We start from the raw sequence: 26,595 nt of genomic DNA on the forward strand, positions 1-26,595 counted from the left end.
TTTATGGAAAAGACGAAGTTTCGCAAGATCACCCTCGGCGTCGCCGTGGCCCTGGTCGCCGGCATCGTGCTCTACGCGGTACAGGCCCCGGCCAAGCCGCCGCAGTACATCACCGCCACGGTCGAGCGTGGCGATATCGAAAACGCGGTGCTGGCCACCGGCACCCTGGAAGGTATCCGCCAGGTGGACGTCGGTGCCCAGGTTTCGGGGCAGCTCAAGTCGCTCAAGGTCAAGCTTGGCGACAAGGTCGTCGAAGGCCAGTGGCTGGCCGAAATCGACCCGCTGGTGCCGCGCAACTCGCTGCGTCAGGCCGAGGTCGACGCCGAGAAGCTGCAGGCCGAGCGGCGCTCGGTGCAGGCCAAGCTCAAGCAGGCCAAGCGGGTCTACGAACGCTACGACGTGCTCCAGGCCGACGAGTCGATCTCACGCCAGGACTTCGAGAACGCCGAGTCCGAATTCGAGGTGCAGCAGGCCAACCTGCGCTCGCTGGACGCACAGATCAAGAGCGCCCAGGTGCAGATCGATACGGCGCGGGTCAACCTCGGCTACACCCGCATCGTCGCGCCGATCGATGGCCATGTGGTGGGTATCGTCACCCAGGAAGGGCAGACGGTGATCTCCAACCAGCTGGCGCCGGTAATCCTCAAGCTCGCCGACCTCGACACCATGACCATCAAGGCCCAGGTGTCCGAAGCCGATGTGATTCATATCAGCCCCGGCCAGCAGGTGTACTTCACCATCCTTGGTGACGACAAACGTTACTACGCCAAGTTGCGCGGCACCGAGCCCGCGCCGCAGAACTACCTGGAAAGCAGCGACAAGAGCGGCGGCGCCGCCAAGCAGGCCAGCGCGGTGTTCTACAACGCGCTGTTCGAGGTGCCCAACCCTGAGCACCGGTTGCGCATCTCGATGACCGCCCAGGTGCGTATCGTCCTCGACACCGCCCTGGGCGTGCTCACCGTGCCGGTGGCGGCGCTGGGGCCGCGCGACGCCGACGGCAGCTTCCCGGTGCGGGTGCTCGACGGCAAGGGCTTCGCCCAGGTACGCAAGGTTCAGGCGGGGATCAACAACAACGTCAAGGTGCAGGTCAAGGACGGCCTGGCCGAAGGCGACCGCGTGGTGATCGGCGAGCCGGTGTCGGGCGAGGCGGGAGCGTGAGCATGAACATGAACGTGGAACTGTCGCCGGCGCGGGCGGTGTCGGCGCTCGAGGACCAGCCGCTGCTGCGCCTGGACGGAGTCAGCCGCAGCTTCATGGCGGGCGACCGCGAGTTCCTGGCGCTCAAGGGCATCGACCTGAAGATCCATGCCGGCGAGCTGGTGGCGATCATCGGCGCCTCGGGTTCGGGCAAGTCGACGCTGATGAACATCCTCGGTTGCCTGGACCATGCCAGCGCCGGCAGCTATCAGGTCAGCGGCCAGGAAACCCGCGATCTCGACGACGACGCCCTGGCCGCGCTGCGCCGTGACCACTTCGGTTTCATTTTCCAGCGCTATCACTTATTGCCGCACCTGGATGCCCTGCGCAACGTCGAGATCCCGGCGGTGTATGCCGGCGTGCCCCAGGCCGGGCGCCATGCCCGGGCGCGGGAACTGCTGGGCCGCCTGGGCCTGGGCGGACACCTGGCGCACCGGCCCAGCCAGCTGTCGGGGGGCCAGCAGCAGCGGGTCAGTATCTGCCGGGCGCTGATGAACGGCGGCGAGGTGATCCTCGCCGACGAGCCGACCGGAGCGCTCGATACCGCCAGCGGCAAGGAAGTGATGAACATCCTGCTGGAACTGCACGGCGCCGGGCACACGGTGATCCTGGTGACCCACGACCCCAAGGTCGCCGCCCATGCCGAGCGGATCATCGAGGTCAGCGACGGGCAGATCGTCAGTGACCGGCGTACCCGCACCGAGCCCCCTGCGCCGAGCGCCGAGGCGACGCCGGCCCGCGAACAGGCGCCACGGCGGCTGGTGGCCAGCCTCGGGTTGTTCCGCGAGGCCTTCAAGATGGCCTGGATCGCCCTGGTCTCGCACCGCATGCGCACCTTGCTGACCATGCTCGGGATCATCATCGGCATCACTTCCGTGGTGTCGATCTCGGCCATCGGCGAGGGCGCCAAGGGCTACGTGCTCAAGGATATCCAGGCGATCGGCAGCAACACCATCGACATCTACTCCGGCACCAGTTTCGGCGACAGCCGGGCCAAGGCCATCGAGACCTTGGTGCCGGCCGACGTGACTGCGCTCAACGAACTCTACTACGTCGACAGCGCCACCCCGGTGATAGGCCAGAGTTCGCTGGTGCGCTATCGCAACATCGACGCCGACGTACAGCTCAACGGCGTCAGCGAGCAGTACTTCCAGGTGCGCAACATCCCCCTGGCCGCGGGGATCGTGTTCAGCGCAGACGATGCCCGGCGCCAGGCCCAGGTGGTAGTGATCGACCACAATACGCGCAAGCGCCTGTTCGGCGACGGCGTCAACCCGCTGGGGCAGGTGATCCTGGTCGGCAACTTGCCATGCACGGTAATTGGCGTGACCGCCGAGAACAAAAACCTGTTCGTCGCCGGCAACACCCTGAACGTATGGATGCCCTACGAGACCGCCGCCGGACGTGTGCTTGGCCAACGCCACCTGGACAGCATCAGCGTGCGGATCAAGGACGGCATGCCGAGCAAGCGGGTGGAGGAGGAGGTCAACAAACTGATGCTGCAGCGCCACGGCACCAAGGATTTCTTTACCAACAACCTCGACAGCATCATGCAGACCGTGCAGAAGACCAGCCGCTCGCTGACCTTGCTGTTGTCGCTGATCGCAGTGATTTCGTTGGTGGTGGGGGGGATCGGGGTGATGAACATCATGCTGGTGTCGGTTACCGAGCGCACCCGCGAGATCGGCATCCGCATGGCGGTAGGGGCGCGGCAGTCGGATATCCGCCAGCAGTTCCTGGTGGAGGCGGTGATGGTCTGCCTTATTGGTGGGGTGATCGGGATCGGGCTGTCCTATGGGATCGGCTATCTGTTCGCGCTTTTCGTCAAACAGTGGGAGATGGTGTTTTCACTGGGGTCGGTGGTCACGGCGTTCGTCTGCTCGACCTTGATCGGCATCGTGTTCGGCTTCGTGCCGGCGCGCAACGCGGCGCGGCTGGACCCTATCGAGGCGCTGGCGCGGGACTAAGCCTGAAGGCGAGCGCTATATGCATGGCGCTCGCTCTCAGGAGTCCTGCGGGACTAGGCCTCGGCATACATCCAGCGCATCAGCGAGTGGCGTCCGCTGATGCCCAGCTTGATCGCCGCCCGGCGCAGGTAGCTCTCCACCGTATTGACCTTGAGCCGCAGATGCTCGGCCTGCTGCGGCGCCGTGCGCCCGGCCAGCAAGCCTTCGCACACCTGCATTTCGCGCTCGGACAGGCGGATGCCGGTCTGACGCAGGCGCTCGAGAAAACGTTGTTCGAGGCTGTCGGGGTCCGCGGGTACTGGCGCGGCAGGCTGCAGGGCATTGATGTGTTTTTCCAGCATGGGCAGCAGCAAGGGCGAAATGTCCTCCAGCCGGCTGCGATCGGTTGCTGAGAAGCCAGCGCGGGTGTCGGCCCGCAATACGGTGATTTCGTAGCGGAAACCATCCTTGCGCCGGGCCAGGTGCAGGCGCGCCGGGTCGTCGAAGCCGTCACCCGTATCGCCGGCGCTGAACACCGTCTCGCTGATCAAGGTCGCGTCTGGCTGGCTGGCGCAAGCCGGGGCGATGCGCAGCTGGCGAATATGCGTGGCGTCGATGGTCAGGTGGGTCTGGATCAGGTCGTGCAGGTGCCGGGGGAAATGGCGGCTGCCGGTACTGGCTATGACTTTGCCGATCTGCGGAAAGAGCAGGTGCGAATTCATCGTGTCATCCATGATAGGCGGTGGAACGGAGGCCCTTGCGCCAGCAACCAGCATCCTTGACTGTCGGCCGGGCCATTGGGCTGCTAGCTATCCTAGTACAACGAATCAGTGACGGTTAAATGAAGCGGCAATAATGGCATAACAATATCATTGGTGATGCCAGACGTGTGTCCAGGCACGACTCGGGTATGATGCGCATCCCATCCAACAACGAGACCGCCCCATGTCCCTGAGCGCTGAACAGATCGGCGAATTCCGCTCTTTCTCCGAGCAACTGGCCGATGCCGCCGCGGCGGCGATCCAGCCGTACTTTCGTGCCAGCCTGGATGTCGAGGACAAGGGGGGGCGCCTGTACGATCCGGTGACCATCGCCGACAAGGCCGCCGAAGAGGCGATGCGCGCGCTGATCCAGGCCCGCTATCCCACCCACGGCATACTGGGTGAAGAGCAGGGCGCGGCACTGGGCAGCAGCCCTTTGACCTGGGTGCTCGACCCGATCGATGGCACCCGCGCCTTCATCACCGGCTTGCCGCTGTGGGGCACGCTGATTGCTCTCAACGACGGCACGCGCCCGGTGCTCGGGGTGATGAACCAGCCGTTCACCGGCGAACGCTTCATCGGCACCGCGCACGGCGCCTGGCGCAATGACACGCCGCTGAAGACCCGCGCCTGCGCCGACCTGGCGTCGGCCACGCTGATGTGCACCACCCCCGACATGTTCGACACCCCGGTGCGCAAGGCGGCGTTCGAGGCGGTCGCCGGCAAGGCCCGGCTGATGCGTTATGGCGGTGATTGCTATGCCTACTGCATGCTCGCGTCCGGATTCGTCGATGTGATCGTCGAGGCCAGCCTGCAGCCCTACGACGTGCAGGCGTTGATGCCGATCATCGAAGGCGCCGGCGGCGTCATTACCAGCTGGGATGGCGGTTCGGCCCAGGACGGTGGCTGCGTGGTGGCTTGTGGGGATCCGGCGTTGCATGCGCAAGTGCTGGCGATGCTGCGCCACGCTGCCTGATCGACCCCGAACGAGGCGCTCGCCGTGGATTCAATTACCCAAGCAGTGCTCGGCGGCGCCCTGCAGGGCGCCGTGCTGGGCCGTATCCAGGGCCGCCGCTCGCTGATCTACGGCGCCGCCCTCGGGACATTGCCCGACCTGGATGTGGTGATCCGCTACGCCGACCCAGTGTCGCAGATGACCTTCCACCGTGGTTTTTCCCATTCGATCTTCGTCCTGACCGGCCTGGCCCTGTTGCTGGCCTGGCTGGTCGCCTGGCGTTGGCCAGGCCGAGGCTATACCCCTGGCAGGCTGTTCCTGGCCTTCTGGCTGGCGCTGGTCACCCACCCGGTGCTCGACGCCTTCACCGTTTATGGCACCCAGCTGTTCTGGCCTTTGCACCTGACGCCGGAGAGCTGGGCAGCGGTGTTCATCATCGACCCGGTGTATACCGTGCCGTTGCTGCTGGCGGTGGGCTATGCGGCGATCAGGGGCCTGAAGGGCAGGGCGACCGCGATGCTGTGCCTGGCACTGGGGTTCAGCACGCTGTACCTGGGCTTCGGCCTGGCCGGGCGCATGGCCGCCGAGCAACGTTTCCACCTGGCCTTGCAGGCGCAGGGGATCGAGGCCAGTGAGGTCCGCGCGGTGCCTATCGCCTTCAACAGCCTGATCTGGCGGGTGCTGGCGAAAACCCCGGATGGCGGCTACTACGAGGGCGTGAGCAGCGGGTTCGATCGCGAGCCGCCGGAAATGCTGCGCCAGTCGCTTAACCTGGACGCGGCCAAGGTACTGGCGGGCGCGCCGTTACACGAACGTCTGCGCTGGTTCACCGACGACTGGCTGCGCTACGACATCATCGGCGACTCGCTGGTGGTCACCGATCTGCGCATGGGCATGCCAGGCAACTATAGTTTCCGCTTCGAGATGGCTCGGCGTGACGCCGCAGGGCAATGGACGGTGATCCAGCCCAGGGGCTGGGTCGGTGGCGGTGCTGCCTCGTTGTTCGATGGCGAGCGGCTGAGCTTGATCTGGCGGCGTATCCTCGACCAGCAACCGCCGCTGCCACTGGCCGTGTGGGCGGGGCATTTGTAGGCCGCAAAAAAAGCCCGCCGGGTGGCGGGCTACAAGGGCTTAGGGAGCAACACACAACAAATTCGGGGGTCAGGCGACCAAGGTCTGGTCGAGCAAGCGGCCGGCCAAGGTCTCGGCGCAGCGGCGGCTGGTCAGTGGGCCGCTGATGGCTTCGCCATTGCGTATCAGGTACCAGCAGGCCAAGAGACCCTGTTGGCGCAGGCTGCTGGGGACTGCGCTACCGACAACGGACATGATCTGGATCGGGGTCATGGTGGATCTCCTCTCGAACATGGCCCTACCTTAACCAGGCGCCTTCGGGGTTTGAAATCAATGTCCTCGATAGTGGTCATTGCTTTTATCAACTATGCCGCTTACCAGCGCGGCGGGCCGTAGTACACCGGCGGTGGGCCGTAATAGCGGCGGTAGACCGGGGGCGGGGTGGGCACATAGCGCTCGACGACGTAGGGCTGGTAATACACCGGCGGTGGCGGCGCCTGCACGTAGACCGGTGGCGGTGGATAGTAGGCCGGCTGGCGTTCGACGTAGACAGTGCGGTCATGGCCGCCCGATACGGCCGCCCCGACCACCGCGCCCACCACGGCCGCGCCGATCACCGGCCCCGGGCCGTACCAGCCACCACCATGGGCCGAGGCTTGCCCGCTGATGGCCAGCGCGCCGACCAGCAGGGCGATTCCGGGGATGAAACGCTTCATGGTGACACCTCGCAAGACAACCCCACGTTCGGGGCCTGTCTACTATGACCGCAGCCTCGGTCAACTGCGCCCCGGCAAAGGGTAAAGGTTGTGTAAGGGGCGACCGGCGGTGGGGTCTGGTACGCTGGCGCAATCGATTCAGCCATGACAGAGGAACCGCGATGAGTCATTCACCGAGCAGGGACACCGTGTTGTGCATTTCCCTGGCCGGGCGCCCCGGTACGTTCGGCGTGCGCTTCCACAACCATCTGTATCAGCAGTTGGGCCTGGACTATTACTACAAGGCCATGACCACCCAGGATCTGCCGGCCGCCGTGGCTGGCATCCGCGCCCTGGGCATCCGTGGCTGCGGGGTGTCGATGCCGTACAAGGAAGCCTGCCTGGCGCTGGTGGACGAGGTCGACCTGTCCGCAGCGGCCATCGACTCGGTGAACACCCTGGTCAATACCGCAGGCCATCTGAAGGCCTACAACACCGACTACCTGGCGGTACGCCAACTGCTGGCCGAGCGGCGGGTCGATCCGGCGACCGGCTTCGCCCTGCGCGGCAGCGGTGGCATGGCCAAGGCGGTGGCCAGCGCGCTGCGCGACGCAGGCTTTGGCGACGGCATCATCGTCGCCCGCAACGAGCAGGCCGGGCGGCAATTGGCGGATGTCTGCGGCTATCGCTGGCTGCCCGAGCTGGAGGACCGCTGCCCGCCGATGTTGATCAACGTCACGCCGATCGGCATGGCTGGTGGCCCGGAGGCCGATCAGCTGGCCTTCGCCGAAACCGCCATCGCGGCGGCAGAGTGGGTGTTCGATGTGGTTGCCCTGCCGGCGCGCACGCCGCTGATTCGCGCCGCCGAAGCGTTGGGCAAGTCGGTGATCACTGGCCTCGACGTTATTGCGCTACAGGCGCTGGAGCAGTTCGTGTTGTACACCGGGGTTCGGCCGACAGCCGAGCAGGTGGCGGCGGCCGTGGCGTATGCCCGTGAAGGCTGATTGGGTGTAGAGGGGCGCCGCTGCGCGCCGCATCGCCGGCAAGCCGGCTCCCACACTGGCCGCGTCGCCTTCGAGCGAAGCGCAATCTCTGTGGGTGCTGGCTGCTGGCGTGGGGCTTTCAGAACACCCGTTGATCCTTCTCATCCAACTGCTGGTCAACCAGCGCCCGGCCATGGGCCAGGGACACGTGCTGGGCGTTCTCCAGGTCGGCGAAGAATTTCATCGGCATCGATAGTCGCCTGCTGCTGTGGCCCCTGGGGTCGGTGATCACGCAGCCTGCGGCATAGGGCAGGGGAGAGTTTGGGTGGGGCATCACGCTGGCGGTGATGGTGTGGTCGCGGTATTCACAGTGAAGGGTTTGCATCGTCCTTACCTCGCTGTGGCTTGGAACAGGAGTTACTTCCATATACCACAGCGAGGGGCCGGGAGTTCCCGGCCCGACGAGCGCGACCGGTGGGTATCAGCCCTTGAGTTCGGTCGGCTGGATGACCTCGACCCAGTAGCCGTCCGGGTCTTTGACGAAGGCCAGGTGGTTCATGCGGCCATCCTGCAGGCGCTTCTGGAACGGGACGTCCAGCGCCTCGAAACGGGCGCAGGCAACACGTACGTCCGGCACCGAGATACAGATGTGGCCGAAACCGCGCGGGTCGGTGTTGCCATTGTGGTAGGCGAACTCAGGGTCGTTCTCGGTGCCGTGGTTGTGGGTCAGCTCGAGTACGCCGGGGATCGATTTCATCCACTGATGGCGCTCGGCGTCATCGGCAGGAATCTGCGCCGGATCGACCAGGGCCAGGAAATACAGGCTGAAAGCCGCTTCCGGGAAGTCGCGTTTGTCCACCAGACGGAAGCCCAGGACGCGGGTGTAGAAGTCCAGGGACTTCTCGATGTCCTTGACCCGCAGCATGGTGTGGTTGAACACGAATTGGGCGGTGGCGGCATCGGGTTGCGCGGTAACGCCGGGGAGGGTTTGCAGATCGTGCAGGCTCATGGGTACTCCGGAATCAGGGCCTTGAATAGGTTTGCCATGATACGGAAGTCAACCAGCAGCGCAAATGAAAGCGCCCCGCACGAGTGCGGGGCGCCGAAATTAGAGGCCCGCATGTGCGGGCGCGTGATGGGGTCGCTAGTCCTTTAGCTGGTTTGATACTGAGCCTGCGGGTGTGAAAAAAGTGTGAAGCGGGTGTCGAGGTTTCATCAGCGCACCCAACTTTCCACCGTCTGCGCCCCGTATTGTTCCTTCCAGGCTTTCAACCCGCGGTGGTTGCCGCCCTTGGTCTCGATCCGCTCGCCAGTGTGGGGGTTCTGGTAGACCTTCACCACCCGTGGCCGACGCTGCTGCTTGACTGGCCCTGGGGCACGGTTCACTGCCTTGGGATCAAGAATGGCGATGATATCGCGCAGGCTCTTGTCATAGCTTTTCATCAGGCCGACTAGTTTCTGCTCGAATTCGATTTCGCGTTTAAGGCCGGCATCCTTTTTCAGCGCTTCCAGTTGTGCCATCTGTTCCTTGAGCGCTTTTTCGGCAGCACGAAACTCTGCAAGTCTGGACACTGTCATCACTCCTGTAAGTCTGCCGTGGCGGGACGTGACGAACATGAAACCAGACTGAACGCCGGCCACGTGGATGGGTAAAGCTGTTCGCTAAGCGAGAGTGTAGTAGTCGCTTGCGAGTGGGTAAACAGTAAACTTTCTATCAATTAGTCGGGAACTTTGCCGATTTTTTACGCGTTATTCGAAAAGACCCCGCCAACCACCTTAGACCATGGTCCCATGGCTCAGGCTAGAGCCCTTGGCGGAAAATTATGGATGATGGTCGAAGTGTATTCGTTCATCGCGTAGTGCCGGTGCAGATGACTGCCCGGATGGTTTTTCGCCTTTCTTCTGGATGTTCCTTCGCATGTTTGCCCCTTTCCCCCTCGCCCCCGGGCGCCGAGTTGCCGGCCTGTTCTTCCTGTGTGCCGGTGTCAACGCCCAGGCCGCCGGTTTTCTTGAAGACAGCAGTGCCAAGGTCGAAGCACGCAATGTCTATTTCAACCGGGACTTTCGTGACGGCCACACCACTTCCAAGCAAGGCGCGTCGAAGCGCGAAGAGTGGGCGCAGGGCTTTATTCTCAATGTTCAGTCCGGTTATACCCAGGGACCGGTCGGGTTCGGCGTGGATGCGCTGGGGATGCTTGGTTTCAAGCTCGATTCCAGCCCCGCCGACAGTAATAGCGGCCTGTTGCCGTCGTCCGGGCACGACCCGCGCCACTCCGCCGACCAGTACGCCAAGATGGGCGTCGCCGGCAAGGTGAAAGTATCTGAGACGGTGTTCAAGTACGGTTCGATGATGCCGGACGTGCCGCTGCTCAAGTACAACGACGGGCGTCTGCTGCCGACCATGTTCCATGGCGCCTGGTTGACCTCCGAGGAAGTGCGCGACCTCAAGTTCACCCTGGCACGTCTGAACCAGTACACCGCGCGGGACTCCACCGACCGCCAGGACATCCGCGTGCATTGCAAGAACAAGCGCTATGCCTGCGATATCGAGGCCGATCATTTCGACCTGGCCGGCGTCGACTACCGCTTCAACGACCGCGTCAGCGCCCAGTACCAGGTGTCCAAGCTGGAAAACATCTACCGCCAGCACTTCCTCGGGCTGGTCGCCAGCCAGCCACTGGAAGTCGGCACGCTGTCGGCGGACCTGCGGGTGATCAAGAGTGACGACATCGGCAATGCCCGTGCCGGGCGCATCGACCACCGCGCCTTCAGCGGCATGCTTGGCTACAGCCTGGGTGGGCACAAGCTCAGCGCCGGCTGGCAGCGCATGTACGGCGACAGCGCCATGCCGTACCTCGACGGCACCAACCCCTACCTGGTCAACTATGCCCAGGTCAACGACTTCGCCGCCGCCCAGGAGCGCTCCTGGCAGGTGCGCTACGACTATGATTTCAAGGCTCTGGGCGTGCCCGGCCTGACCTTCTTCACCCGCTACATCAATGGCGACAATGTGAAGGTCCCTGGCAGCAACGCCGAAGGCAAGGAATGGGAACGCGACAGCGAGCTGAAGTACCAGGTGCAGAGCGGCACCTTCAAGGACGTCAGCGTGCGCCTGCGCAACTCCACCTACCGCAGCAACTACGAGAAGTGGGCGCGTGACATGGACGAAACCCGGGTCATTGTCAGCTACAACTTCTCGATCTTCTGACCCGCTTTGCCAAACGGCCGGTGGTCGGTCGACAATGACCACCGGCAACCAGGCAGGGCAGGCGATGAAACAGCTTCTACTGATCGGCATTGGACCGGGCGATCCTCGCCAGGTCACCTACGAGGCGGTGGAGGCGCTGCGGCGCGCCACGGTGTTCTTCGTGCTCGACAAGGGCAGCGACAAGGACGAACTGGTGCGCCTGCGCCGGGCCATTCTCGAGCGCTACCTGCCCGAGGGCGGTTACCGCCTGGTGCAGGTCGAGGACCCGCGCCGGGACGGCCAGGCGCCGGATTATGTCGGCGCCGTGCAGGACTGGCACGCCCAGCGCGCCGCATTGTACGCCCGGCTGATCGAGGATGAGCTGGGCAGCGATGATGTCGGCGCGTTCCTGCTCTGGGGCGAGCCGGCGTTGTACGACAGCACCCTGCGAATTCTCGACCTGGTCCGCGAACGCGGCCTGGCGCTGGCCTTGCAGGTGATTCCCGGCATCAGCAGCATCCAGGCATTGGCCGCCCGTCACCAGATCCCGCTAAACCGTATCGGCGAGCCGTTGACCGTGCTACCGGGCCGACGCCTGGGCGAACAGGCGCGGATCGACAATGTGCTGGTGATGCTCGACGGCCAGTGCGCATTCGCCGCTCTGGATGATCCGCAACTGGTGATTTACTGGGGCGCCTACCTGGGAACGCCGGACGAGCTGCTGGTGAGCGGGCCGCTGCAGGCGGTGAAGGCGCGCATCCTCGAGTTGCGCGATGAGGCGCGGCGGCGCAAGGGGTGGATCATGGATACCTATCTGCTGCGCAGGGAGGGGTAGTGGTTGGTGGTTGGCGGGAGAGTTGCAACGCCTGTGAGATCGAGCGCTGTAGATCCATCGTCAGACCCATCAAGGCCGCTGTGGCACCACCGAACTGCCAAAACTGCTGCCCATGCGCGTCGAGGTCGCTGCCGGTGTCGCCAAGCCCATCTGGTTCGGTGCCCTGCGCTGCATCTGCTTGACCGGGTCGAGCTGATCGCGCAGGCCCTTGGCGGCGCGCGGATCGGTCCCTTGCAACTGTCGGGTCAGACAGTCGTAGGCCAGCGCCCGCGACTGCCCGACCTGCACGTCGATGCAGCCCTTGGGCGGTTCGGCCAGCGCCGGCAGGGCGCAGGCCAGCAGCAGTGGCAAAGTGTTCAGCGGCAGTCGAACCATGGTGCTTCTCCGTGCAGTCGTTCCTTGCGCCAGTCTATTCGCTGCTGGCCTAGGGCGGGGTGAAGCTTTGATTGCCGAAGCCTGTCACCACAGCGTCATACACAGGCCCCAGGATGACGTTTCCCCGGCGACGGCGGCCAGCAAGGAGGCCTGATCTCCCGTGCGTGCATTGCTTGTGGCCGGCGCGCTGATACTGGCCTGGTTGGTGGCGGCGCCAGGGGCGCGTGGCCAGCCGTTACTGACCTTCGACATACCGGCGCAGGCGCTGGACCGGGCGCTGGACAGCTTCGGCCGGCAGAGTGGCCTGGCGGTGCTGGTCGACCAGGCGTTGCTCGCCGGCCAGCGCTCCAGCCCGCTGCGCGGCCGCTACACGGCGCGCGAGGGTTTGCAGCGCTTGTTGCAAGGAACCGGTCTGCAGGCGCATCACGGCAGCGGTGGATTCACCCTGCAACCGTTGCGCCTGCGCACAACGCCTGGGCGTGGACGCAGTGAAGGCCCGGCGTCGGGTAGTTATGCGGTGGCATTGCAACATGCGGTGGAGCGCGCCCTGTGCGCTTGGCCGTCGACCCGCCCGGGCAGCTACCGGGCGGCCGTGCAGGTCTGGATCGATGCCAGCGGGCAACTGGTGCAGAGCCGGCTGCTGGCCTCCACGGGCGACTTCGCCCGCGATGCCGCGCTGGTCGAGCGCCTGCGGGCGGTACGCCTGGAGCAGGCGCCGCCGACTTCACTGGCACAGCCGCTGACCCTGTTGCTGCGCCCGGAACCTATGGATTGCCCTCTTTCGCAAGGAGCTGCGGCGGCATGAACAAACCTCGGGACAGTGCGCTGGTCAAGCTGTTTCTGACCTCCTACGACACCTTCAGGGTCCGCCTGAGGCGCCGGCTCGGCTCGGATGACCTGGCCAACGACGTGCTACAGGAAACCTACTTGCGGGTGGATCGCATGGACGCCGCGCACGACCTGCACAAACCCGGTGCCTACCTGTACCGCATGGCCTTGAACATTGCCGCCGACCGCCGCGAGGCCGATGCCCGGCTGCTCACTGGCGCCGAGATCGAAACGCTGCTGCAGGTGGCCGAGGACCAGGACCCGGCTCGCATCGTCGGCGGCCAGCGCGAGATCCAGAATCTGCTGGGCGCGCTCTACGAGCTGCCAGCCCGGCGCCGGCGGATTTTCATCGCCGCGCGGCTGGAGGAGGCCTCGCACCAGGAAATCTCCCAGCGTTTCGGCATTTCCACACGCACCGTGGAAAAGGAACTCAAGGCGGCACTGGGGCATTGCGCGATGCGTCTGGACAGAAAAGTGTTTCAGCGCTTCGGTCCCGGCGCGGGAAAACCGTCTTGAACGATAGTCGACCTCTTCATGTGAGCACCATGCCCCAGATTCCGCCCGATCCCGACTTGCAGCGCCAGGCCCAGGGCTGGCTGTTGCGGCTGACCTCCGGCCAGGCCACCCAGGCTGATGCCCGGGCCCTGCGCCAGTGGTGCGCACGCAGCCCCGCGCACGCCGAGGCCTTCGCCCAGGCGCGTCAGCTCTGGTGTTTGCTCGGGCCTGCGGCGCAGCAGGCCAGCCAGGCGCCATCGGCGCCGCTGCTCGGGCGTCGGGCGCTGCTGGGCGGGGCGCTGGCCGCGTCGCTGGCGGTGGTTGCCTGGCGTGGCGGCTGGCTGGACGAGGCCATGGCGCCGCCTGCGGCGTTCGCCACCCAGGTGGATGAGCAGCAACGGGTGGAGCTGGCGCCAGGGATCAAGCTGGAACTGAACGTGCGCACGCGCGTCAGCCGCGAGGCACAGGGTATCGCCCTGCTGGCGGGCGAGATCGAAGTGCATGCCCGCCAGCCCATGCAGGTGCGGGCGCAGGAGGGGGTGATCAGTACCGAGCAGGCCCGGTTCAATGTGCGCGAGGACGACGACGGCGTGTGCGTCACCTGCCTGAGTGGCGAGCTGCGCATCTTTGCCCAGGGCCGGCTCGAGGCGCTGCCGGCCGGCCGCCAGTTGCGTTATGGCGCGCAAGGGGTCGGCGTGCCCGAGGCCTTCGACATTGGCCAGGTGACGGCCTGGCGCGAGCGCATGCTGGTGTTCCGTGATGCACCATTGACCCAGGTAATCGACGAGATCAACCGCTACCGCCCCGGGCGCCTGGTACTGCTCAACCCGTCACTGGGGCGCCGCCGGGTGCAGGCGCGGTTCAGTTTCGATCAGTTGCGCCAGGCCGCCGAACTGATCCGCGTCGCCTATGGCGCACGCTGCCTGGAATTGCCCGGCGGGGTAGTGCTGGTCAGTTGAATGGCCCCAGCACCTGGCGGTAATGTTCCTCGCCCTGGGGACCGCGCCGGTTCAGGCGCACCTCGAGCCCGACGGGGTTGTCGTCGGCCTCGCTGGCCGGGGAGCGCCAGCCGCCCTTGGCCTGCCAGGTGCGCAGGCTGAATGCGCTGACGTTGTCCAGCACCGCCACCGCGGCTTTCGGCGCGGGCAATGGGAAGCCTTCGCGCAGTGGCGCGGCGGCGCGGTACAAGGTACTGCCGCGCACATACCATCGCACCCGCTGCAGGCCGCTGCCAGACACGGCACCGGCGCGCACCAGCTCCAGGCGCTCGGCGCGGGCACGCATGGCGGGTAGCAATGGCTTGCCCGGCGGCTCGTGGCCGGGCAACACCGGCTCGACCAGTTCCACCGTGGCACGCAAGGCCAGGTCGCGCTCCAGCTGCTGCAGCACACGCATCACCGCCTGATGCTCATCGCTGGCCTGGCGCAGATGCTGGTCGGCGCGGCTGACGCTGTCCAGGCCACGCCAGGCGATCAGGCTGACCACCGCCATCAGCAGGATGGCGATCATCACTTCGATCAGGGTAAAACCGCGTTGGCGGGTCATGGCTGGCTCACCCGCACCTGCCCGGCGGCGTTGCGCGCCAGTTCCAGGCGTAGCGTGCCGCTGTGCAGGCGCAGGGTCAGGGGGGCGCCGATCCACTCGCCATCGAGCCATACCGCGCCACGGGGCTCGGCCTGCACCTTCACCGCCTCGGCCTGCCAGCGCCGCGGCTTGAGTGGTCCCTCCGCCAGCACCTGGCCATCGGCGCGCACGAAGCGGTAGCCGTCGCGGTCGCTCTGCCAGCGCAGCGGCTGACCGTCGGCCTGGGCTTCGCTTTGCGCCAGCTCCAGCAAGCGCGCCAGGCGCTCGCCGTCCGCGCGCAACTGCTTGCCCGGATCGGGGCGGATGTTCAGGCTTATGGCGGCGCTGGCGATGCCGACGATCACCAGCACCACCATCAGTTCGATCAGGGTGAAACCACGTTGTCCGTTCACGGGGCGCTCCTTGTCCTGGCAAGGCAGCTTGCCCGAGCAAGATGATCGGCGTGTGAAACAAAACCGTGAGAATCAACCGGTATGCTTGGGCGCAGGCACACAAGGAGCGCGTGACCATGCGTATCGTTCGTCCCGACTTGTCACTCGGGCTGTTGTTGCAGGCGCTGGGGCTGCTGGTCGCCATGGCCGGGCTGGCGACCTGGGGGCAGTTGTTGTGGCCGCCAGCGGCGGGGCAGGCCACGGCCCGGGCGGCCGACGCCCCGGTAGTGGCCGAAACAGCAGCCGGGCGATGGTTTGCCGATATTCCCCTGCAGGTGCAGATCCAGGTCAGCGGAGTGATGGCCGGCAGCCACGGCGCCGTGGCCATCGTCAGCCTTGACGGCGGCCCGGCACGCGCCGTGCGCAGTGGCGAGGAACTGGCTCGCGGGGTGCGCCTGGTGGCCATCGAGGGGCGCGGCCTGGTGATCGAGCGCGGCGGCCAGCGCAGCCGCGTCGAGGTGCCGGTACTGGCCCAGACGGCGTTTCCGGGCGAGGCGCCTCAGCCTTCGGCGAACTGACGCAGGCGCTCGCCGTCGAGACGATAGCGGATCCACTCGTCCTGCGGCTCGGCGCCCAGAGACTGGTAGAAACCGATGGCCGGTTCGTTCCAGTCCAGCACGCTCCACTCCATTCGCCCACAGCCGTTTTCGACAGCTTCGCGGGCGATATGCCGCAGCAGCTTGCGCCCCGCGCCGTCACCGCGCTGCTGCGGGGTGACGTAGAGATCCTCCAGGTAGATACCGTTGCGCCCCAGCCAGGTGGAGTAGCTGTAGAAATACACGGCGAAGCCGATCGCCTGGCCGTCGCGTTCGCAAATCAGGCTGCGCACCGTGCTGCCTGCGTCGAACAAGCTGCGTTCGATGTCGGCGAGGGTCGCCACCACTTCGTCGCGGGCGCGTTCGTATTCGGCCAGTTCGGTGATGAAGGCCAGGATCTGGGCTGCGTCGGCCAGGGCTGCGGGGCGGATGGTCACGGGCATGGTGGGGCTTCCTTGTACGGGATAGGGTGCGAAGGTTTCAGTAGTGTCAGGTAGGACGAGGGGAGGCCGCCAGGTGTCTGGCGGAAGATTTGCCGCGCTTTGCTGCGACGATGGCGTGGAAGCACGCAAGTGAGTGAAACAGAAATGTGTATTTATTCAATTTCGCGCAACTGTACCGGTCATTTCCTACAAGCCTCCGCTACCGTGGCATTTCGATAATCAGAAAAGCCGGAAACCGCCGCCATGCTTGCCTCGCTCGATCTGCTCAGCGCGTTCGTCCTGTTCGCCTTCGTCTCTTCCATTACCCCCGGTCCGAACAACACCATGCTGCTGGCCTCGGGGGTCAACTTCGGTGTGCGCCGCACTATTCCCCATGCGCTGGGCATCAGTGTCGGGTTCATGGTGATGGTGCTGGCGGTGGGCCTCGGGCTGGGCGAGGTGTTCAAGGCCTGGCCACCGTTGTACAGCATCCTGCGCTACGCGGGCGCGGCCTACCTGTTGTACCTGGCCTGGAAGATCGCCACCTCCGGACCGATGTCCGCTGATACCAATGGCAGCCGCAAGCCGCTGGGGTTCTGGGGTGCGGCCGCGTTCCAGTGGGTCAATCCCAAGGCCTGGGTGATGGCGATCGGGGCGATCACCACCTATACCCCGGCCCAGGGCTACGTGTTCAACGTGATCGTCATCGCCACGGTGTTCGCCCTGGTGAACCTGCCCAGCGTCGGCATCTGGGTGATGTTCGGCAGTGCCTTGCGCAACCTGCTGCGCAATCCGCGCGCGGTGGTGCTGTTCAATGTCCTGATGGCCGTGCTGCTGGTGATTTCACTGTATCCGCTGCTGTTTGTAGAATCGGCGTTTTCCTAGAGCCGATGAGTGCAGTCGATGGAGTTGATTCCCTGGTCCCATGAATGCGCCGAAGGCTTCACCCTGCGCGGATGGCGAACCCCCGCCAGCGGTAGGCCGCTGCTGCATTTTTTGCATGGCAACGGCTTCTGCAGCCTGGCCTATCAGCCCATGCTGATGCGCCTGGGCGAACATTTCGACCTGTGGCTGAGCGATGTCCAGGGCCATGGTGACAGCGACCATGGTGGCGTGTTCCTTGGCTGGAACCGCACCGCAGCATTGGCGGTGGAGGCCTTCGAGGCTGGGCGTGGCGAATACTGCGACGTGCCGCGCTTTGCCCTGGGCCACAGTTTCGGCGGCGTGCTTACCGGCTTGATCCTGGCCGCCGAGCCGCAGCTGTTCCAGCGTGCGGTGTTGCTCGATCCGGTCCTGTTCAGCCGGCGCATGATCGGCGTGATGGGCGCCGCTGCCATGGTCGGCCTGCACCGGCGTCATGCCTTGGCGCGCAAGGCGGCTACCCGGCGCAGCCATTGGCCCGACCGCGAAGCGGCCCAGGCCTCGCTGCAGGGGCGCGGCATCTTCAAGGGTTGGAGCGACGCGGCGTTGCAGGCCTATGTGGAGCATGCCATCGGCGATTGCGGGGAGGGGGTGGTGCTCAAGTGCCGGCCCAGCCGCGAGGTGGAAATCTTCAGCTCGTTCCCCGAACGCATGTGGCAGCAGCTGGGCCGTATCCAGACGCCGACGCGGATTCTGTACGGCGAGCAGACCTATCCGTTCGTGCCGCACTCGGTGCAGCGCCTGGTAGCGCTCAATGGCCGGGTGAGCGCGCAGCAAGTGGCAGGTGGGCACTGTTTCATGCAGGAGGATCCGATAACGGCTACCGAACAGGTCGTGGCGTATTTGCAGCACTGAAACGTGATTCCTCGCGGGACTTATTCGTTGTCCATTTCACGACGATTGGCTACCTATTCGCGAGCGAACGACAAGTCCGGATTCCGTACTCTGGCGCTCCCCCCACCGGATGGAGCCCAGCATGAACCAGGCGGTCAGCCCAGATTCCCAATACACCCTCGAGCAAATCCGCGCCCGGCGCCGCCAGCGTCTACTGCGTTTCGGCCTGGCCGGGGGGGTGGGATTGCTGGTGGCGGCCTATGCCGCTTACTGGTGGCTCGACGGCCGTTTTCTGGAGCAGACCGACGATGCCTACGTGCGCGCCGATTGGGCGCCGATCAGCGCGCGGGTCAGCGGCTATGTGGCCGAGGTGGCGGTGGCGGACAACGCCACGGTCAAGGCTGGCGACCTGTTGGTACGCCTGGACGGGCGGGACTTTCGTGACCGCCTGCGCAAGGCCGAGGCGCACCTGGCGGTGAGCGAGGCGGCGTTGCAGGTGCAGCGTATGCGCCTGCGCGCTTTCGTCGCCGAGCAAGATGAACAGACTCACGCTATCGCCCGCGCCGATGCCGAACGCGGCGGTAGCCGAGGCGAGGCGCAACGGGCCGAAGCCGACTGGCAGCGTTACCAGCACCTGGCGCAATGGCAAGCGGTCAGTGTGCAGCGGATGGAGCAGGCCCGCGCCACCCGCATCCAGTCTCAGGCGCTGCAGCGCGCCGCCGATGCCGAACTGGCCCGCCAGCATGCGCGCAAGGCGATGCTGGAGCAGCAGGGCAAGCAACTGGAAGCCGAACTGCTGCAGCGCCAGGCCGACCTCGACCAGGCCCGTGCCGACGCCGACCTGGCCCGCAGTGCCCTGGCCGACACCGAGATCCGCGCGCCCTTCGATGGCGTGGTCGGCCAGCGCAAGGTGCGCCAACAGCAGTACGTCACCCCCGGCCTGCCGTTGTTGGCGGTAGTGCCGGTGACGCAAGCGTATGTGGTCGCCAATTTCAAGGAAACCCAGCTCGCGCACATGCGTCCCGGCCAGGCGGTGACGCTGGAGGTTGACACTTTCGGCCAACACTGGCGCGGCACGGTGGACAGCGTCTCGCCAGGCTCCGGCGCCGTGTTCGCCTTGCTGCCGCCGGACAACGCCACCGGCAACTTCACCAAGATCGTTCAGCGTTTCCCGGTGCGTATCCAACTCGATCCGGAGGGCGAAGACAGCCCACGGCTGCTGCCCGGCATGTCGGTGATCGCCACCGTCGACACCCGGCAGGCCCGCCATGAGCGCTGAGGACAAAGTCTCCCTGCGCGCCTGGGTGGCGGTGATCGGCGGCTTGTTCGGCTGCTTCATGGCTGGCATGAACGTGCATGTCACCAGCGCTGCCCTGCCTGAGATCGAGGGCGCGCTGGGGGCCAGCTTCGAGGAGGGATCCTGGATTTCCACCGCCTACCTGGTGGCCGAGATCAGCATGATCCCGCTGACCGCCTGGCTGGTGCAGGTGTTCTCGCTGCGCCGGGTGATGCTGGTGGGTTCGGCGGTGTTCCTGGTCAGCTCGGTGAGCTGCGCCATGGCTGGCAGCCTGGAGGCGATGATCGCCTTGCGGGTGATCCAGGGCGCTTCGGGCGCGGTGCTGATCCCGTTGTCGATGCAACTGATCATTACCGAGTTGCCGGCCAGCCGCCTGGCGCTGGGGATGGCGCTGTTCAGCCTGTCCAACAGCGTGGCCCAGGCCGCCGGCCCGTCGATCGGCGGCTGGCTCACCGACATGTATTCCTGGCGCTGGATCTTCCTCCTGCAGTTGCCGCCGGGTGTGGCGCTGCTGGCAGCAGTGGCTTGGTCGATCAAAGGTCAGGCCGGTGATCGCGCTGCCCTGCGTCGGGCCGACTGGCTGGGCATCGCGGCCATGGCACTGGGGCTGGGGGCGTTGCAAGTGGTGCTGGAGGAGGGCGGGCGCAAGGACTGGTTCGAGTCCCGCTTCATCGTCGGTTTCAGCATCGTCGCGGTGATCGCCCTGGCCCTGTTCATCCAGCGCCAATTGTGGGGGGAACGGCCGTTCATCAACCTGCGGTTGCTGGGCAGCTACAACTTCGGCGTGTCGAGCCTGGCCATGGCGGTGTTCGGCGCGGCCACTTTCGGTCTGGTGTTCCTGGTACCCAACTACCTGTCGCTGGTCCAGGGCTACAGCGCCAGCGAGATCGGCAAGAGCCTGATCGCCTACGGCATGGTGCAACTGCTGCTGGCGCCGTTGCTGCCACGGCTGATGCGCTGGCTCAACGCCAAGCTGCTGGTGGCCAGCGGCTTCGCCATCATGGCCCTGGGCTGTTGGCTGGGATCGACGCTGACAGTGGACTCGGGCAGCAACGTTATCATTCCCTCGACCGTGGTGCGTGGCATCGGCCAGCCGTTGATCATGGTGGCGCTGTCGGTGCTGGCGGTGAAGGGCCTGGACAAGGCCCAGGCCGGCTCGGCCTCGGCGCTGATCTCGATGCTGCGCAACCTCGGTGGCGCGCTGGGCACGGCGCTGCTGACACAGCTGGTGTCGCAGCGCGAGCGTTTTCATTCGGTGCGGGTCGGCGAAGGGCTGACGCTGTTCGACGGCGCGCTGCAACAGCGCCTGCCGGGCGGCATGGTCGACCCGCAGTCGCCGCAGGTCATGCAGACGCTGGCGTTGATCGACCAGAGCGTGCGCGAGCAGGCGTACCTGATGGCCTATTCGGATGCGTTCTACCTGTCGTGCGTGGCGCTGCTGGCCTGCGCCGCGGCGTCGCTGCTGCTGCGCAGCCGATGAGTTTTACGGCTGGCGTTCGGCCACGGCGCGCAGGGTGCGCAGGGTGACCATCGGTGCATCCACCACGAAGCGGTTGGCCAGCCAGCCCGGCACATCACCGGCCGGGTCGGCACGCAGCTGGTAGGTGACCTCGGTCTCGCGCTCGCCCAAGGGGCGCATGATCCATTCGCCGCTGAGCCGGCGCACGCGGATCAGCCCGGGTTCGGCCGGCACCCGCCCGGGCTCGGCGCTCAGGTGGCGCACCAGCGAGTCGTCGTCCAGGCGCTCGGTACGCACCTTGAGCACCATGTCCCTGGGCTTGGCCGGCCAGGGCAGGGCGGTTGTCAGGTAGACCCAGGTGATATCGCCGTCCACTTCCAGCAGGCGCATGTCGGCGCAGGCGTACAGCCATTTGCAGGCCACGCGCAGGTTTTCCTGCAGGTCGCTCAGGGTACGGACGCTGGCCTTGATCCGGGTGACGCCGCGAAATTGCTGGTAGGCCGAACCGTCGACGCTGGCCAGGTAGACATCGATGCCGTCTTCCTGATGCGCGAGTTGCCAGTCGTCTGCCCACGGCAACGCGCCCGGCAGCAGGAGCAGCAGGACAAGTAGAAGGCGATGGAGGGGCATGGCGGGACGCCGGGAAAGGGCTGTCCGCTCAGTATGGCTCAAGACTGCAGGAGCGGCGGGCTGCCGCTCCTGCAAAATCATCAACGCTGCGGGTTGAGCGTCAGATGCACGTGACGGTTGACGTCCTTGTACAGCAGGTAGCTGAACGGGCCTGGGCCGCCGGAGTAGCAAGCTTGCGGGCAGAAGGCGCGCAGCCACATGAAGTCACCGGCTTCCACCTCGACCCAGTCCTGGTTCAGGCGGTACACCGCCTTGCCTTCCAGGACGTACAGGCCGTGTTCCATGACGTGGGTCTCGGCGAACGGGATCACGCCGCCCGGCTGGAAGGTCACGATGTTCACGTGCATGTCGTGGCGCATGTCGGCCATGTCGACGAAGCGAGTGGTCTTCCAAGCGCCTTCGGTGCCCGGCATCTCGATGACCGTGGCGTTGTCGCGGTGAGTGACGAACGACTCGGGAACCGGCAGGCCTTCGACCTTCTGGTAGTGCTTGCGCAGCCAGTGGAAGGTGACGTTGGCCTTGCTGTTGTTGCGCAGGCTCCAGTCGGCGCCGGGGGCGAGGAAGGCATAGCCGCCCGGCACGAGGGTGTGGTGCTTGCCTTCGACGGTGACGTCGATCTCGCCTTCGACCACGAACAGCACCGCTTCGGCGTTCGGGTCCAGTTCAGGGCGCTCGCTGCCGCCCTCTGGAGCGACTTCGACGATGTACTGCGAGAAGGTCTCGGCGAAACCGGTCAGCGGGCGGGCGATGACCCACATGCGCATCTTGTCCCAGAACGGCAGGTGGCTGGTGACGATGTCACGCATCACGCCCTTGGGGATCACGGCATAGGCTTCGGTGAACATGGCACGGTCAGTCAGCAGCTCGGTCTGAGCCGGGTGCCCACCGTGGGGGGCGAAGTAGGAAGGTTTCGACATGAACGGTCTCGACTTTGTTGTTCTCTCCCCATGCCTTGGACCACACCGGCCGGTGCGTGCAGGGGATGCCGGGACAGCATAGGGGGCAGGGCGTGGCATCCACAAATTAAATGTTGAAATACTCGGTATTCAATTATTGAATCCAGAAGCGTCTGCACAATCTTGCGCGAGTAGGAAAGTTCTCTGGCTTCTTGGTCATGACATATTTTTCACATCACCTTGCTAGCATCGCCGGCACTTTCTAGGAGCCGATTCGATGATCCATGTGCTGCGCAAACGCGGTTTCCGCCTCGCCCTGGCGACTACCGCGGGCCTGATGTCCTGCACCCTGGGCTTCTTCGCTTGGCAGACGTTCTATCCGGTGCAGGCCGCCGAAGGCTGGGGCGTACAGGTATTGCACAACTCGGTGACCCGGGCCGCCTCTCTGCTGCCCCAGGCCGACGGCAGCCTGCTGGTCAGCCGCGAGCTCAACGGCGGCAAAGGCAGCATCCTGCGCATTACCGCGGAGGGGGATCGGGTGGTGGTGCTCGAGGGCCTGTCCAAGCCGGACGGCATGGTTGCCGTCGACGGTGGCTGGGCGTTCAGCCAGGAGGTCGGTGGGGCGCCGGTCAGCGTGTCGCGCGATGGCCAGGTCAGCCAGCTGTTCGAAGGTAATAATGTGCAGGGGTTGTACAACGATGGCCAGCACCTCTACGCCATCGAGGATCGCAAGGGTGATGGCCGGTTGATGCGTTACGACTGGCAGAGTGGTGAGCTTGATGTGTTGCGCTCGGGCCTGACTGAAACCGAGGGCTTGGCTCGTTGCGCCGATGGGCGCCTGCTGTATACCGAGAAAGCCACTGGCAAGATCCGTGCGCTGGGCGATGACGGGGATGATCCGGTGGTGGTCGAAGGTTTGCGCAATCCGACCTTCCTGCTTTGCGACCAGCGTGGTTTGTGGATCAGTGAAGATTCGACCCACCGCGCGCGGCTGCTGCGTATCGATGGCGATGGTACGCGCCACACTGTTCTGAGCTACCTGAAGGCGCCTCAGGCCATCGTTCCGGACGGTAACGGCGGGTACTTGCTCGCTGAGGGGGGACGGGATCGGGTGTTGCGCCTGACGCCGCCGGTCGCGGCGAGTACTGCGCAGACTGAAGCGGCGCCACGGGTGCCGAAGGCTTGAGCCGAGCACACGAGGCAATGTGCATGCTTGCAGTGGGCCCTAAATCAACGCTCAAGATATAGCGGATTGGTAGTTTGTTTCACTTTGTTGTTGGGTGTTTTTGGACGTTAGTTGCGCACTCATTGACGATGCCGTCGTAATGTAGGCATCGTCTATGAATGCGCATACAAAGTAGTCAAGCAGTGCTCTCGCTCCCCGCATCCCGTCCCAAGACATTTCAGCTGGAAGGCATTTCCTGGTTGCCTCGCACTTCCCGGCCAACCTGCTGCTGAGCAGGTGAAGCATCGTCACCCTTGACAACCTGTTCAGCCTGCTGACGCTGCAGCGCCCACTGAGCGCTACGCTCCTTGAGACGATCGGCACCGCCTTCGGCAAACGCCGAGGTGGCCGAAATCGTTGCCAGCAGGGTGAGTACAACCGCTACGGTTTTCATCACTGGAGTCTCCATCGATTGACTTGAAAGCCGGCTGCTTGGCAGTCGGGTTGAGGCAAGGATGGCGTCCGGGAATTTTCTCAACGTTAAGGAGCCTGCACTCGCTACAGCGTCAACCTAGAACCTGTGAAGGTTGCATGCTCGTTGGGCTGTATGATTCGTTGCGGCAGTGGCATATTGATAGCAAGGTCAGGCTGCTGGTAGGTAAGTCACATGCTTCGGTTCCTCACCATATAAGTGATGATGCTGCCTATGAAAGCGGGAAAATAGAGTGCGAGAGATCACGTGAAAATATATTCCTTAGACAAGAAGTCATTGGTTTCAATTGCTGACTATCCATTCATTAATCTTGATTCCCAGCATTGGGATGACTACGGGCGCAAAACGCTGTTCACCATGTGGGTGCATGAATCAGCATCAAAAAGCGTCAGGCTCGGTAAGATAAAAGTCATATCGTCTAACCCTGAAGATTATGGTGGGGCGGGGTACATCAATGTGCCGTCAGGTGATCCCCAGTTACCAGATAATTTTGCATCGCTTGGCCAGGATCTAGATTTTTATCGCACTGTGGCGAGCTATTTCTCATCGGAGGACGCGGCCAATCTCCTTGAACGAATAAATGACTTGGCGACGAGTGTCGGCCTGAGGGAGCAGTTTGAACGGCTGGATGAGTATAAGGGCTCACTGATTCGCTTCAGTGAAGCCGAGCAGGCGCTTCATCGTGGAAGGAACGTTCTCGAAGGGGCTGAATATGAAGACGCTTTCGAGTTTACGTTCAGTTGCAAGGTTGGCAACGCGCCTGGTGAGCACGCAGCGAGTTTCAACTTTAAAGAACATTCGGGCTTGCCGAACCGCATCATTGCTGTGATTGGAGAGAATGGTGCGGGAAAAACACAGTATTTATCCAAGATGGCATTGGCGTTAAGTGGTGAAGAGTCGGATGGAGTGTTTTCTGGGTCGCGGCCTTTGTTCAGTAAAATTATCGCGATCTCCTACAGCGCGTTTGATAATTTTCGTCGGCCCAAGTCGAAAAAAACGTTCAGTTATAAGTACTGTGGGCTGAGGGATGAAAGTGGTTTTTTGACGCCGAAAAAAATGGACGCGATCTATGCTAGTGCGTGTGATCGGATTCAGAAGCAGAACAGGGTGGGCGAATGGTACAGCGCTTTAAAGCTTATCATGGCTCGGGATATAGTTGACGCTATTTATCTGGATTTGTTCGAGAATGAAGCATTTGGAAGGGTGTCGAGAAATAGTGATGGGCACCTAAGCTCGGGGCAAAGCGTATTGCTGTATGTGATTACGGAGATAGTGGCAAGTATTCAGAAAGATTCGCTGATACTGTTTGATGAGCCTGAGGTTCACTTGCACCCTCGAGCGATTTCGAACATGGTGACAATGTTTCGTTTTGTGCTCGAGAAATTTGGTTCCTATGCGATCATGGCGACCCATTCGCCAGTCATTCTTCAAGAAATCCCTTCGCGGTATGTGAACGTATTCGAGCGTGTCGGCTCCGTGCCAAACGTACGAAGTGTTGAGCTGGAAACGTTTGGGGAAAATATTTCAAATATTACGAAGAATGTTTTTTCTTTGGCTGGAGTGGAGAACGATTATAGAGGTGTACTGAAAAGATTATCGGAAAAACACAGCCTTGATGAAGTGCAGGGTTTATTCGATGGGCGTCTTAGCTTGAACGCTATGGTGTTCCTCAAAGGGTGCTATGAAAAATGAAGAACTTTCAAGCGCTGCAACGCCCTGGGTATGAGTATTTTAGGCAAATTGTCGATTCGAAAAACAATACCGTAAAAGGTCAGCCTAATACAAAGAAGGAGACGCTGGTCAGGTTGCAGGATCAAGTGAGATTGAAGTACTTACATTATCAAGGCTGTTTTGATCGGCAAGCACTTCACTCGATAGATAGCTCTAGCTTCGTAGGCGTGGAGAAGGAATCGTTGTTGTGGGCTTATAGTTCAGGCGGGAGCGTGCTTGACGGACTAAAGGCGGAAATAAAGAATTCACAGTCGCAAGACTGGCAAAACCTATGCCCCTATTGTGGTATTTCGGGGGTTGATGAGACGGACCACTATCTGCCCAAGGACGATTACGCGGAATATGCGGTTTTTAGCCTTAACCTAATTCCCTCCTGTGGGCGTTGCAATAAGAAAAAGGGTAATTACTGGAAGGTAGATGGTGAGCGAAAGATTTTAAATTTTTACTTGGATCAATTGCCGGATCGGCAATTTCTTCACTGCCGCTTTAGTTATGATAATAATTTGCCTGGCGTGGAGTATCGCCTGGAGCAGGATGGTGCTATTTCTGATGGCTTGTTCAGCGTGATTTCTGCTCATTATGAACGACTGGAGTTGCTTGGTCGCTACAAGGAGAATTCAAATGATTTCATCACCACAACGATCGACTCAATCCTCTCTTACTCCAAGGACTTAACCACCCAGCGGCTCAAAATCTCGATGCTTGAACAGTATGGCCGAATGGTGGAGCGCTATGGCGTAAACCATTGGCAATGCGTACTACTTAAAGAAATGGCGGGGGCAGAGCTTTTTGTCGAGCACATGGTGAGGTGTATCAAAGGCCATACGCTTCAGGACGAATTAGGCCTTTGAGATAGAAGCAACTTAAA

General features: G+C 63.4%; 31 protein-coding genes. 18 read left to right on the forward strand and 13 right to left on the reverse strand.

Annotation, left to right across the window (positions count from 1 at the left end; genetic code table 11):
• Positions 1-3: 3 nt before the first annotated feature.
• Positions 4-1,158, forward strand: a complete 1,155-nt coding sequence (gene macA / locus KSS90_RS11845; RefSeq protein WP_217869537.1) for a macrolide transporter subunit MacA — start codon at positions 4-6, stop codon at positions 1,156-1,158.
• 2 nt (positions 1,159-1,160) lie between these two features.
• The gene (locus tag KSS90_RS11850; RefSeq protein ID WP_217869538.1) at positions 1,161-3,164 is read left to right on the forward strand and encodes a MacB family efflux pump subunit; all 2,004 of its coding nucleotides are present in this window, start codon (positions 1,161-1,163) and stop codon (positions 3,162-3,164) included.
• A 53-nt stretch (positions 3,165-3,217) separates the two neighbouring features.
• Here the strand turns inward: KSS90_RS11850 and KSS90_RS11855 are convergent, their stop codons facing one another.
• A complete protein-coding gene (locus KSS90_RS11855; protein ID WP_217869539.1) occupies positions 3,218-3,865 on the reverse strand; it encodes a helix-turn-helix transcriptional regulator in 648 nt (215 codons plus the stop codon).
• Between the two features lie 223 nt (positions 3,866-4,088).
• Between KSS90_RS11855 and hisN the strand changes: the two genes are divergently transcribed.
• Entirely contained in the window at positions 4,089-4,880 is a 792-nt protein-coding gene (gene hisN / locus KSS90_RS11860; RefSeq protein WP_217869540.1) for a histidinol-phosphatase, read from the forward strand.
• 24 nt (positions 4,881-4,904) lie between these two features.
• On the forward strand, positions 4,905-5,951 hold the full coding sequence (locus KSS90_RS11865; RefSeq protein WP_217869541.1) for a metal-dependent hydrolase: 1,047 nt from the start codon (positions 4,905-4,907) through the stop codon (positions 5,949-5,951).
• Between the two features lie 69 nt (positions 5,952-6,020).
• Here the strand turns inward: KSS90_RS11865 and KSS90_RS11870 are convergent, their stop codons facing one another.
• Both KSS90_RS11870 and KSS90_RS11875 read right to left on the reverse strand, forming a co-directional pair.
• Positions 6,021-6,203 (reverse strand): hypothetical protein, encoded by a 183-nt coding sequence (locus KSS90_RS11870; protein WP_217869542.1) that lies wholly within the window; start codon positions 6,201-6,203, stop codon positions 6,021-6,023.
• A 101-nt stretch (positions 6,204-6,304) separates the two neighbouring features.
• On the reverse strand, positions 6,305-6,646 hold the full coding sequence (locus KSS90_RS11875) for a hypothetical protein (RefSeq protein WP_217869543.1): 342 nt from the start codon (positions 6,644-6,646) through the stop codon (positions 6,305-6,307).
• Positions 6,647-6,807: 161 nt separating this feature from the next.
• Here KSS90_RS11875 and KSS90_RS11880 point away from each other — a divergent pair, with 161 nt between their 5' ends.
• Positions 6,808-7,629, forward strand: coding sequence for a shikimate 5-dehydrogenase (locus KSS90_RS11880; RefSeq protein ID WP_217869544.1), 822 nt, complete (start codon positions 6,808-6,810; stop codon positions 7,627-7,629).
• A gap of 118 nt (positions 7,630-7,747) precedes the next feature.
• Here the strand turns inward: KSS90_RS11880 and KSS90_RS11885 are convergent, their stop codons facing one another.
• From KSS90_RS11885 to KSS90_RS11895, 3 genes are all read right to left on the reverse strand, one after another.
• Positions 7,748-7,993, reverse strand: a complete 246-nt coding sequence (locus KSS90_RS11885; protein ID WP_217869545.1) for a hypothetical protein — start codon at positions 7,991-7,993, stop codon at positions 7,748-7,750.
• Positions 7,994-8,089: 96 nt separating this feature from the next.
• Positions 8,090-8,617: a lactoylglutathione lyase gene (gene gloA / locus KSS90_RS11890; protein ID WP_217869546.1), complete on the reverse strand. Its 528-nt coding sequence runs from the start codon at positions 8,615-8,617 to the stop codon at positions 8,090-8,092.
• A gap of 206 nt (positions 8,618-8,823) precedes the next feature.
• Positions 8,824-9,180, reverse strand: a complete 357-nt coding sequence (locus tag KSS90_RS11895; protein WP_217869768.1) for a histone-like nucleoid-structuring protein, MvaT/MvaU family — start codon at positions 9,178-9,180, stop codon at positions 8,824-8,826.
• A 346-nt stretch (positions 9,181-9,526) separates the two neighbouring features.
• Between KSS90_RS11895 and KSS90_RS11900 the strand changes: the two genes are divergently transcribed.
• Entirely contained in the window at positions 9,527-10,816 is a 1,290-nt protein-coding gene (locus KSS90_RS11900) for an OprD family porin (RefSeq protein ID WP_217869547.1), read from the forward strand.
• Between the two features lie 64 nt (positions 10,817-10,880).
• Complete coding sequence (cobF, locus tag KSS90_RS11905) at positions 10,881-11,630, forward strand: precorrin-6A synthase (deacetylating) (RefSeq protein WP_217869548.1); 750 nt, start codon at positions 10,881-10,883, stop codon at positions 11,628-11,630.
• Between the two features lie 69 nt (positions 11,631-11,699).
• Here the strand turns inward: cobF and KSS90_RS11910 are convergent, their stop codons facing one another.
• Complete coding sequence (locus KSS90_RS11910) at positions 11,700-12,005, reverse strand: hypothetical protein (RefSeq protein ID WP_217869549.1); 306 nt, start codon at positions 12,003-12,005, stop codon at positions 11,700-11,702.
• Positions 12,006-12,165: 160 nt separating this feature from the next.
• Between KSS90_RS11910 and KSS90_RS11915 the strand changes: the two genes are divergently transcribed.
• From KSS90_RS11915 to KSS90_RS11925, 3 genes are read left to right on the forward strand one after another with little or no spacing between them, the layout of a single operon-like run.
• Complete coding sequence (locus tag KSS90_RS11915; RefSeq protein ID WP_225933158.1) at positions 12,166-12,810, forward strand: secretin and TonB N-terminal domain-containing protein; 645 nt, start codon at positions 12,166-12,168, stop codon at positions 12,808-12,810.
• Positions 12,807-13,349: an RNA polymerase sigma factor gene (locus KSS90_RS11920; protein WP_217869550.1), complete on the forward strand. Its 543-nt coding sequence runs from the start codon at positions 12,807-12,809 to the stop codon at positions 13,347-13,349. Before KSS90_RS11915 ends, KSS90_RS11920 begins: the two co-directional genes overlap by 4 nt.
• Before the next feature lie 29 nt (positions 13,350-13,378).
• The gene (locus tag KSS90_RS11925) at positions 13,379-14,287 is read left to right on the forward strand and encodes a FecR family protein (protein WP_217869551.1); all 909 of its coding nucleotides are present in this window, start codon (positions 13,379-13,381) and stop codon (positions 14,285-14,287) included.
• On the opposite strand, the gene KSS90_RS11930 is transcribed toward KSS90_RS11925, so the two are convergent.
• Positions 14,280-14,873 carry a type II secretion system protein GspJ gene (locus KSS90_RS11930; RefSeq protein WP_046855434.1) on the reverse strand — a complete coding sequence of 198 codons (594 nt, stop codon included), beginning with the start codon at positions 14,871-14,873 and terminating at the stop codon, positions 14,280-14,282. The genes KSS90_RS11925 and KSS90_RS11930 overlap by 8 nt on opposite strands.
• Positions 14,870-15,304, reverse strand: a complete 435-nt coding sequence (gene gspH / locus KSS90_RS11935; protein WP_217869552.1) for a type II secretion system minor pseudopilin GspH — start codon at positions 15,302-15,304, stop codon at positions 14,870-14,872. The genes KSS90_RS11930 and gspH overlap by 4 nt, the downstream gene beginning before the upstream one ends.
• Before the next feature lie 116 nt (positions 15,305-15,420).
• Here gspH and KSS90_RS11940 point away from each other — a divergent pair, with 116 nt between their 5' ends.
• Positions 15,421-15,861: a general secretion pathway protein GspC gene (locus tag KSS90_RS11940; protein WP_217869553.1), complete on the forward strand. Its 441-nt coding sequence runs from the start codon at positions 15,421-15,423 to the stop codon at positions 15,859-15,861.
• Here the strand turns inward: KSS90_RS11940 and KSS90_RS11945 are convergent.
• Entirely contained in the window at positions 15,843-16,322 is a 480-nt protein-coding gene (locus KSS90_RS11945) for a GNAT family N-acetyltransferase (protein ID WP_217869554.1), read from the reverse strand. The two genes, KSS90_RS11940 and KSS90_RS11945, sit on opposite strands and share 19 nt — an antisense overlap.
• 243 nt (positions 16,323-16,565) lie before the next feature.
• On the opposite strand from KSS90_RS11945, the gene KSS90_RS11950 reads away from it, so the two are divergent.
• The 4 genes from KSS90_RS11950 to KSS90_RS11965 all read left to right on the forward strand — a co-directional run bounded on the left by KSS90_RS11950 (position 16,566) and on the right by KSS90_RS11965 (position 20,833).
• Positions 16,566-17,186, forward strand: coding sequence for a LysE family translocator (locus KSS90_RS11950; RefSeq protein WP_217869555.1), 621 nt, complete (start codon positions 16,566-16,568; stop codon positions 17,184-17,186).
• Positions 17,187-17,204: 18 nt separating this feature from the next.
• Positions 17,205-18,077 (forward strand): alpha/beta fold hydrolase, encoded by an 873-nt coding sequence (locus KSS90_RS11955; protein ID WP_217869556.1) that lies wholly within the window; start codon positions 17,205-17,207, stop codon positions 18,075-18,077.
• A gap of 121 nt (positions 18,078-18,198) precedes the next feature.
• Positions 18,199-19,335 carry an HlyD family secretion protein gene (locus KSS90_RS11960; RefSeq protein ID WP_217869557.1) on the forward strand — a complete coding sequence of 379 codons (1,137 nt, stop codon included), beginning with the start codon at positions 18,199-18,201 and terminating at the stop codon, positions 19,333-19,335.
• Positions 19,325-20,833, forward strand: a complete 1,509-nt coding sequence (locus tag KSS90_RS11965) for an MDR family MFS transporter (protein ID WP_217869558.1) — start codon at positions 19,325-19,327, stop codon at positions 20,831-20,833. Before KSS90_RS11960 ends, KSS90_RS11965 begins: the two co-directional genes overlap by 11 nt.
• Before the next feature lie 3 nt (positions 20,834-20,836).
• On the opposite strand, the gene KSS90_RS11970 is transcribed toward KSS90_RS11965, so the two are convergent.
• On the reverse strand, positions 20,837-21,442 hold the full coding sequence (locus KSS90_RS11970; RefSeq protein ID WP_217869559.1) for an START domain-containing protein: 606 nt from the start codon (positions 21,440-21,442) through the stop codon (positions 20,837-20,839).
• An 80-nt stretch (positions 21,443-21,522) separates the two neighbouring features.
• Positions 21,523-22,359 carry a bifunctional allantoicase/(S)-ureidoglycine aminohydrolase gene (locus KSS90_RS11975; protein ID WP_023630973.1) on the reverse strand — a complete coding sequence of 279 codons (837 nt, stop codon included), beginning with the start codon at positions 22,357-22,359 and terminating at the stop codon, positions 21,523-21,525.
• Positions 22,360-22,615: 256 nt separating this feature from the next.
• Between KSS90_RS11975 and KSS90_RS11980 the strand changes: the two genes are divergently transcribed.
• Positions 22,616-23,524, forward strand: a complete 909-nt coding sequence (locus KSS90_RS11980; protein ID WP_217869560.1) for an NHL repeat-containing protein — start codon at positions 22,616-22,618, stop codon at positions 23,522-23,524.
• Positions 23,525-23,741: 217 nt separating this feature from the next.
• Here KSS90_RS11980 and KSS90_RS11985 read toward each other — a convergent pair whose 3' ends face one another.
• Positions 23,742-23,957 carry a DUF2790 domain-containing protein gene (locus KSS90_RS11985; RefSeq protein WP_217869561.1) on the reverse strand — a complete coding sequence of 72 codons (216 nt, stop codon included), beginning with the start codon at positions 23,955-23,957 and terminating at the stop codon, positions 23,742-23,744.
• Positions 23,958-24,242: 285 nt separating this feature from the next.
• On the opposite strand from KSS90_RS11985, the gene KSS90_RS11990 reads away from it, so the two are divergent.
• Both KSS90_RS11990 and KSS90_RS11995 read left to right on the forward strand, forming a co-directional pair.
• Positions 24,243-25,688: an AAA family ATPase gene (locus tag KSS90_RS11990; RefSeq protein WP_217869562.1), complete on the forward strand. Its 1,446-nt coding sequence runs from the start codon at positions 24,243-24,245 to the stop codon at positions 25,686-25,688.
• Positions 25,685-26,578 carry an HNH endonuclease gene (locus tag KSS90_RS11995; RefSeq protein ID WP_217869563.1) on the forward strand — a complete coding sequence of 298 codons (894 nt, stop codon included), beginning with the start codon at positions 25,685-25,687 and terminating at the stop codon, positions 26,576-26,578. Before KSS90_RS11990 ends, KSS90_RS11995 begins: the two co-directional genes overlap by 4 nt.
• The last annotated feature ends 17 nt before the right edge of the window (positions 26,579-26,595 follow it).

It is taken from the genome of Pseudomonas maumuensis (assembly GCF_019139675.1).
Classification (GTDB): Bacteria; Pseudomonadota; Gammaproteobacteria; order Pseudomonadales; family Pseudomonadaceae; genus Aquipseudomonas; species Aquipseudomonas maumuensis.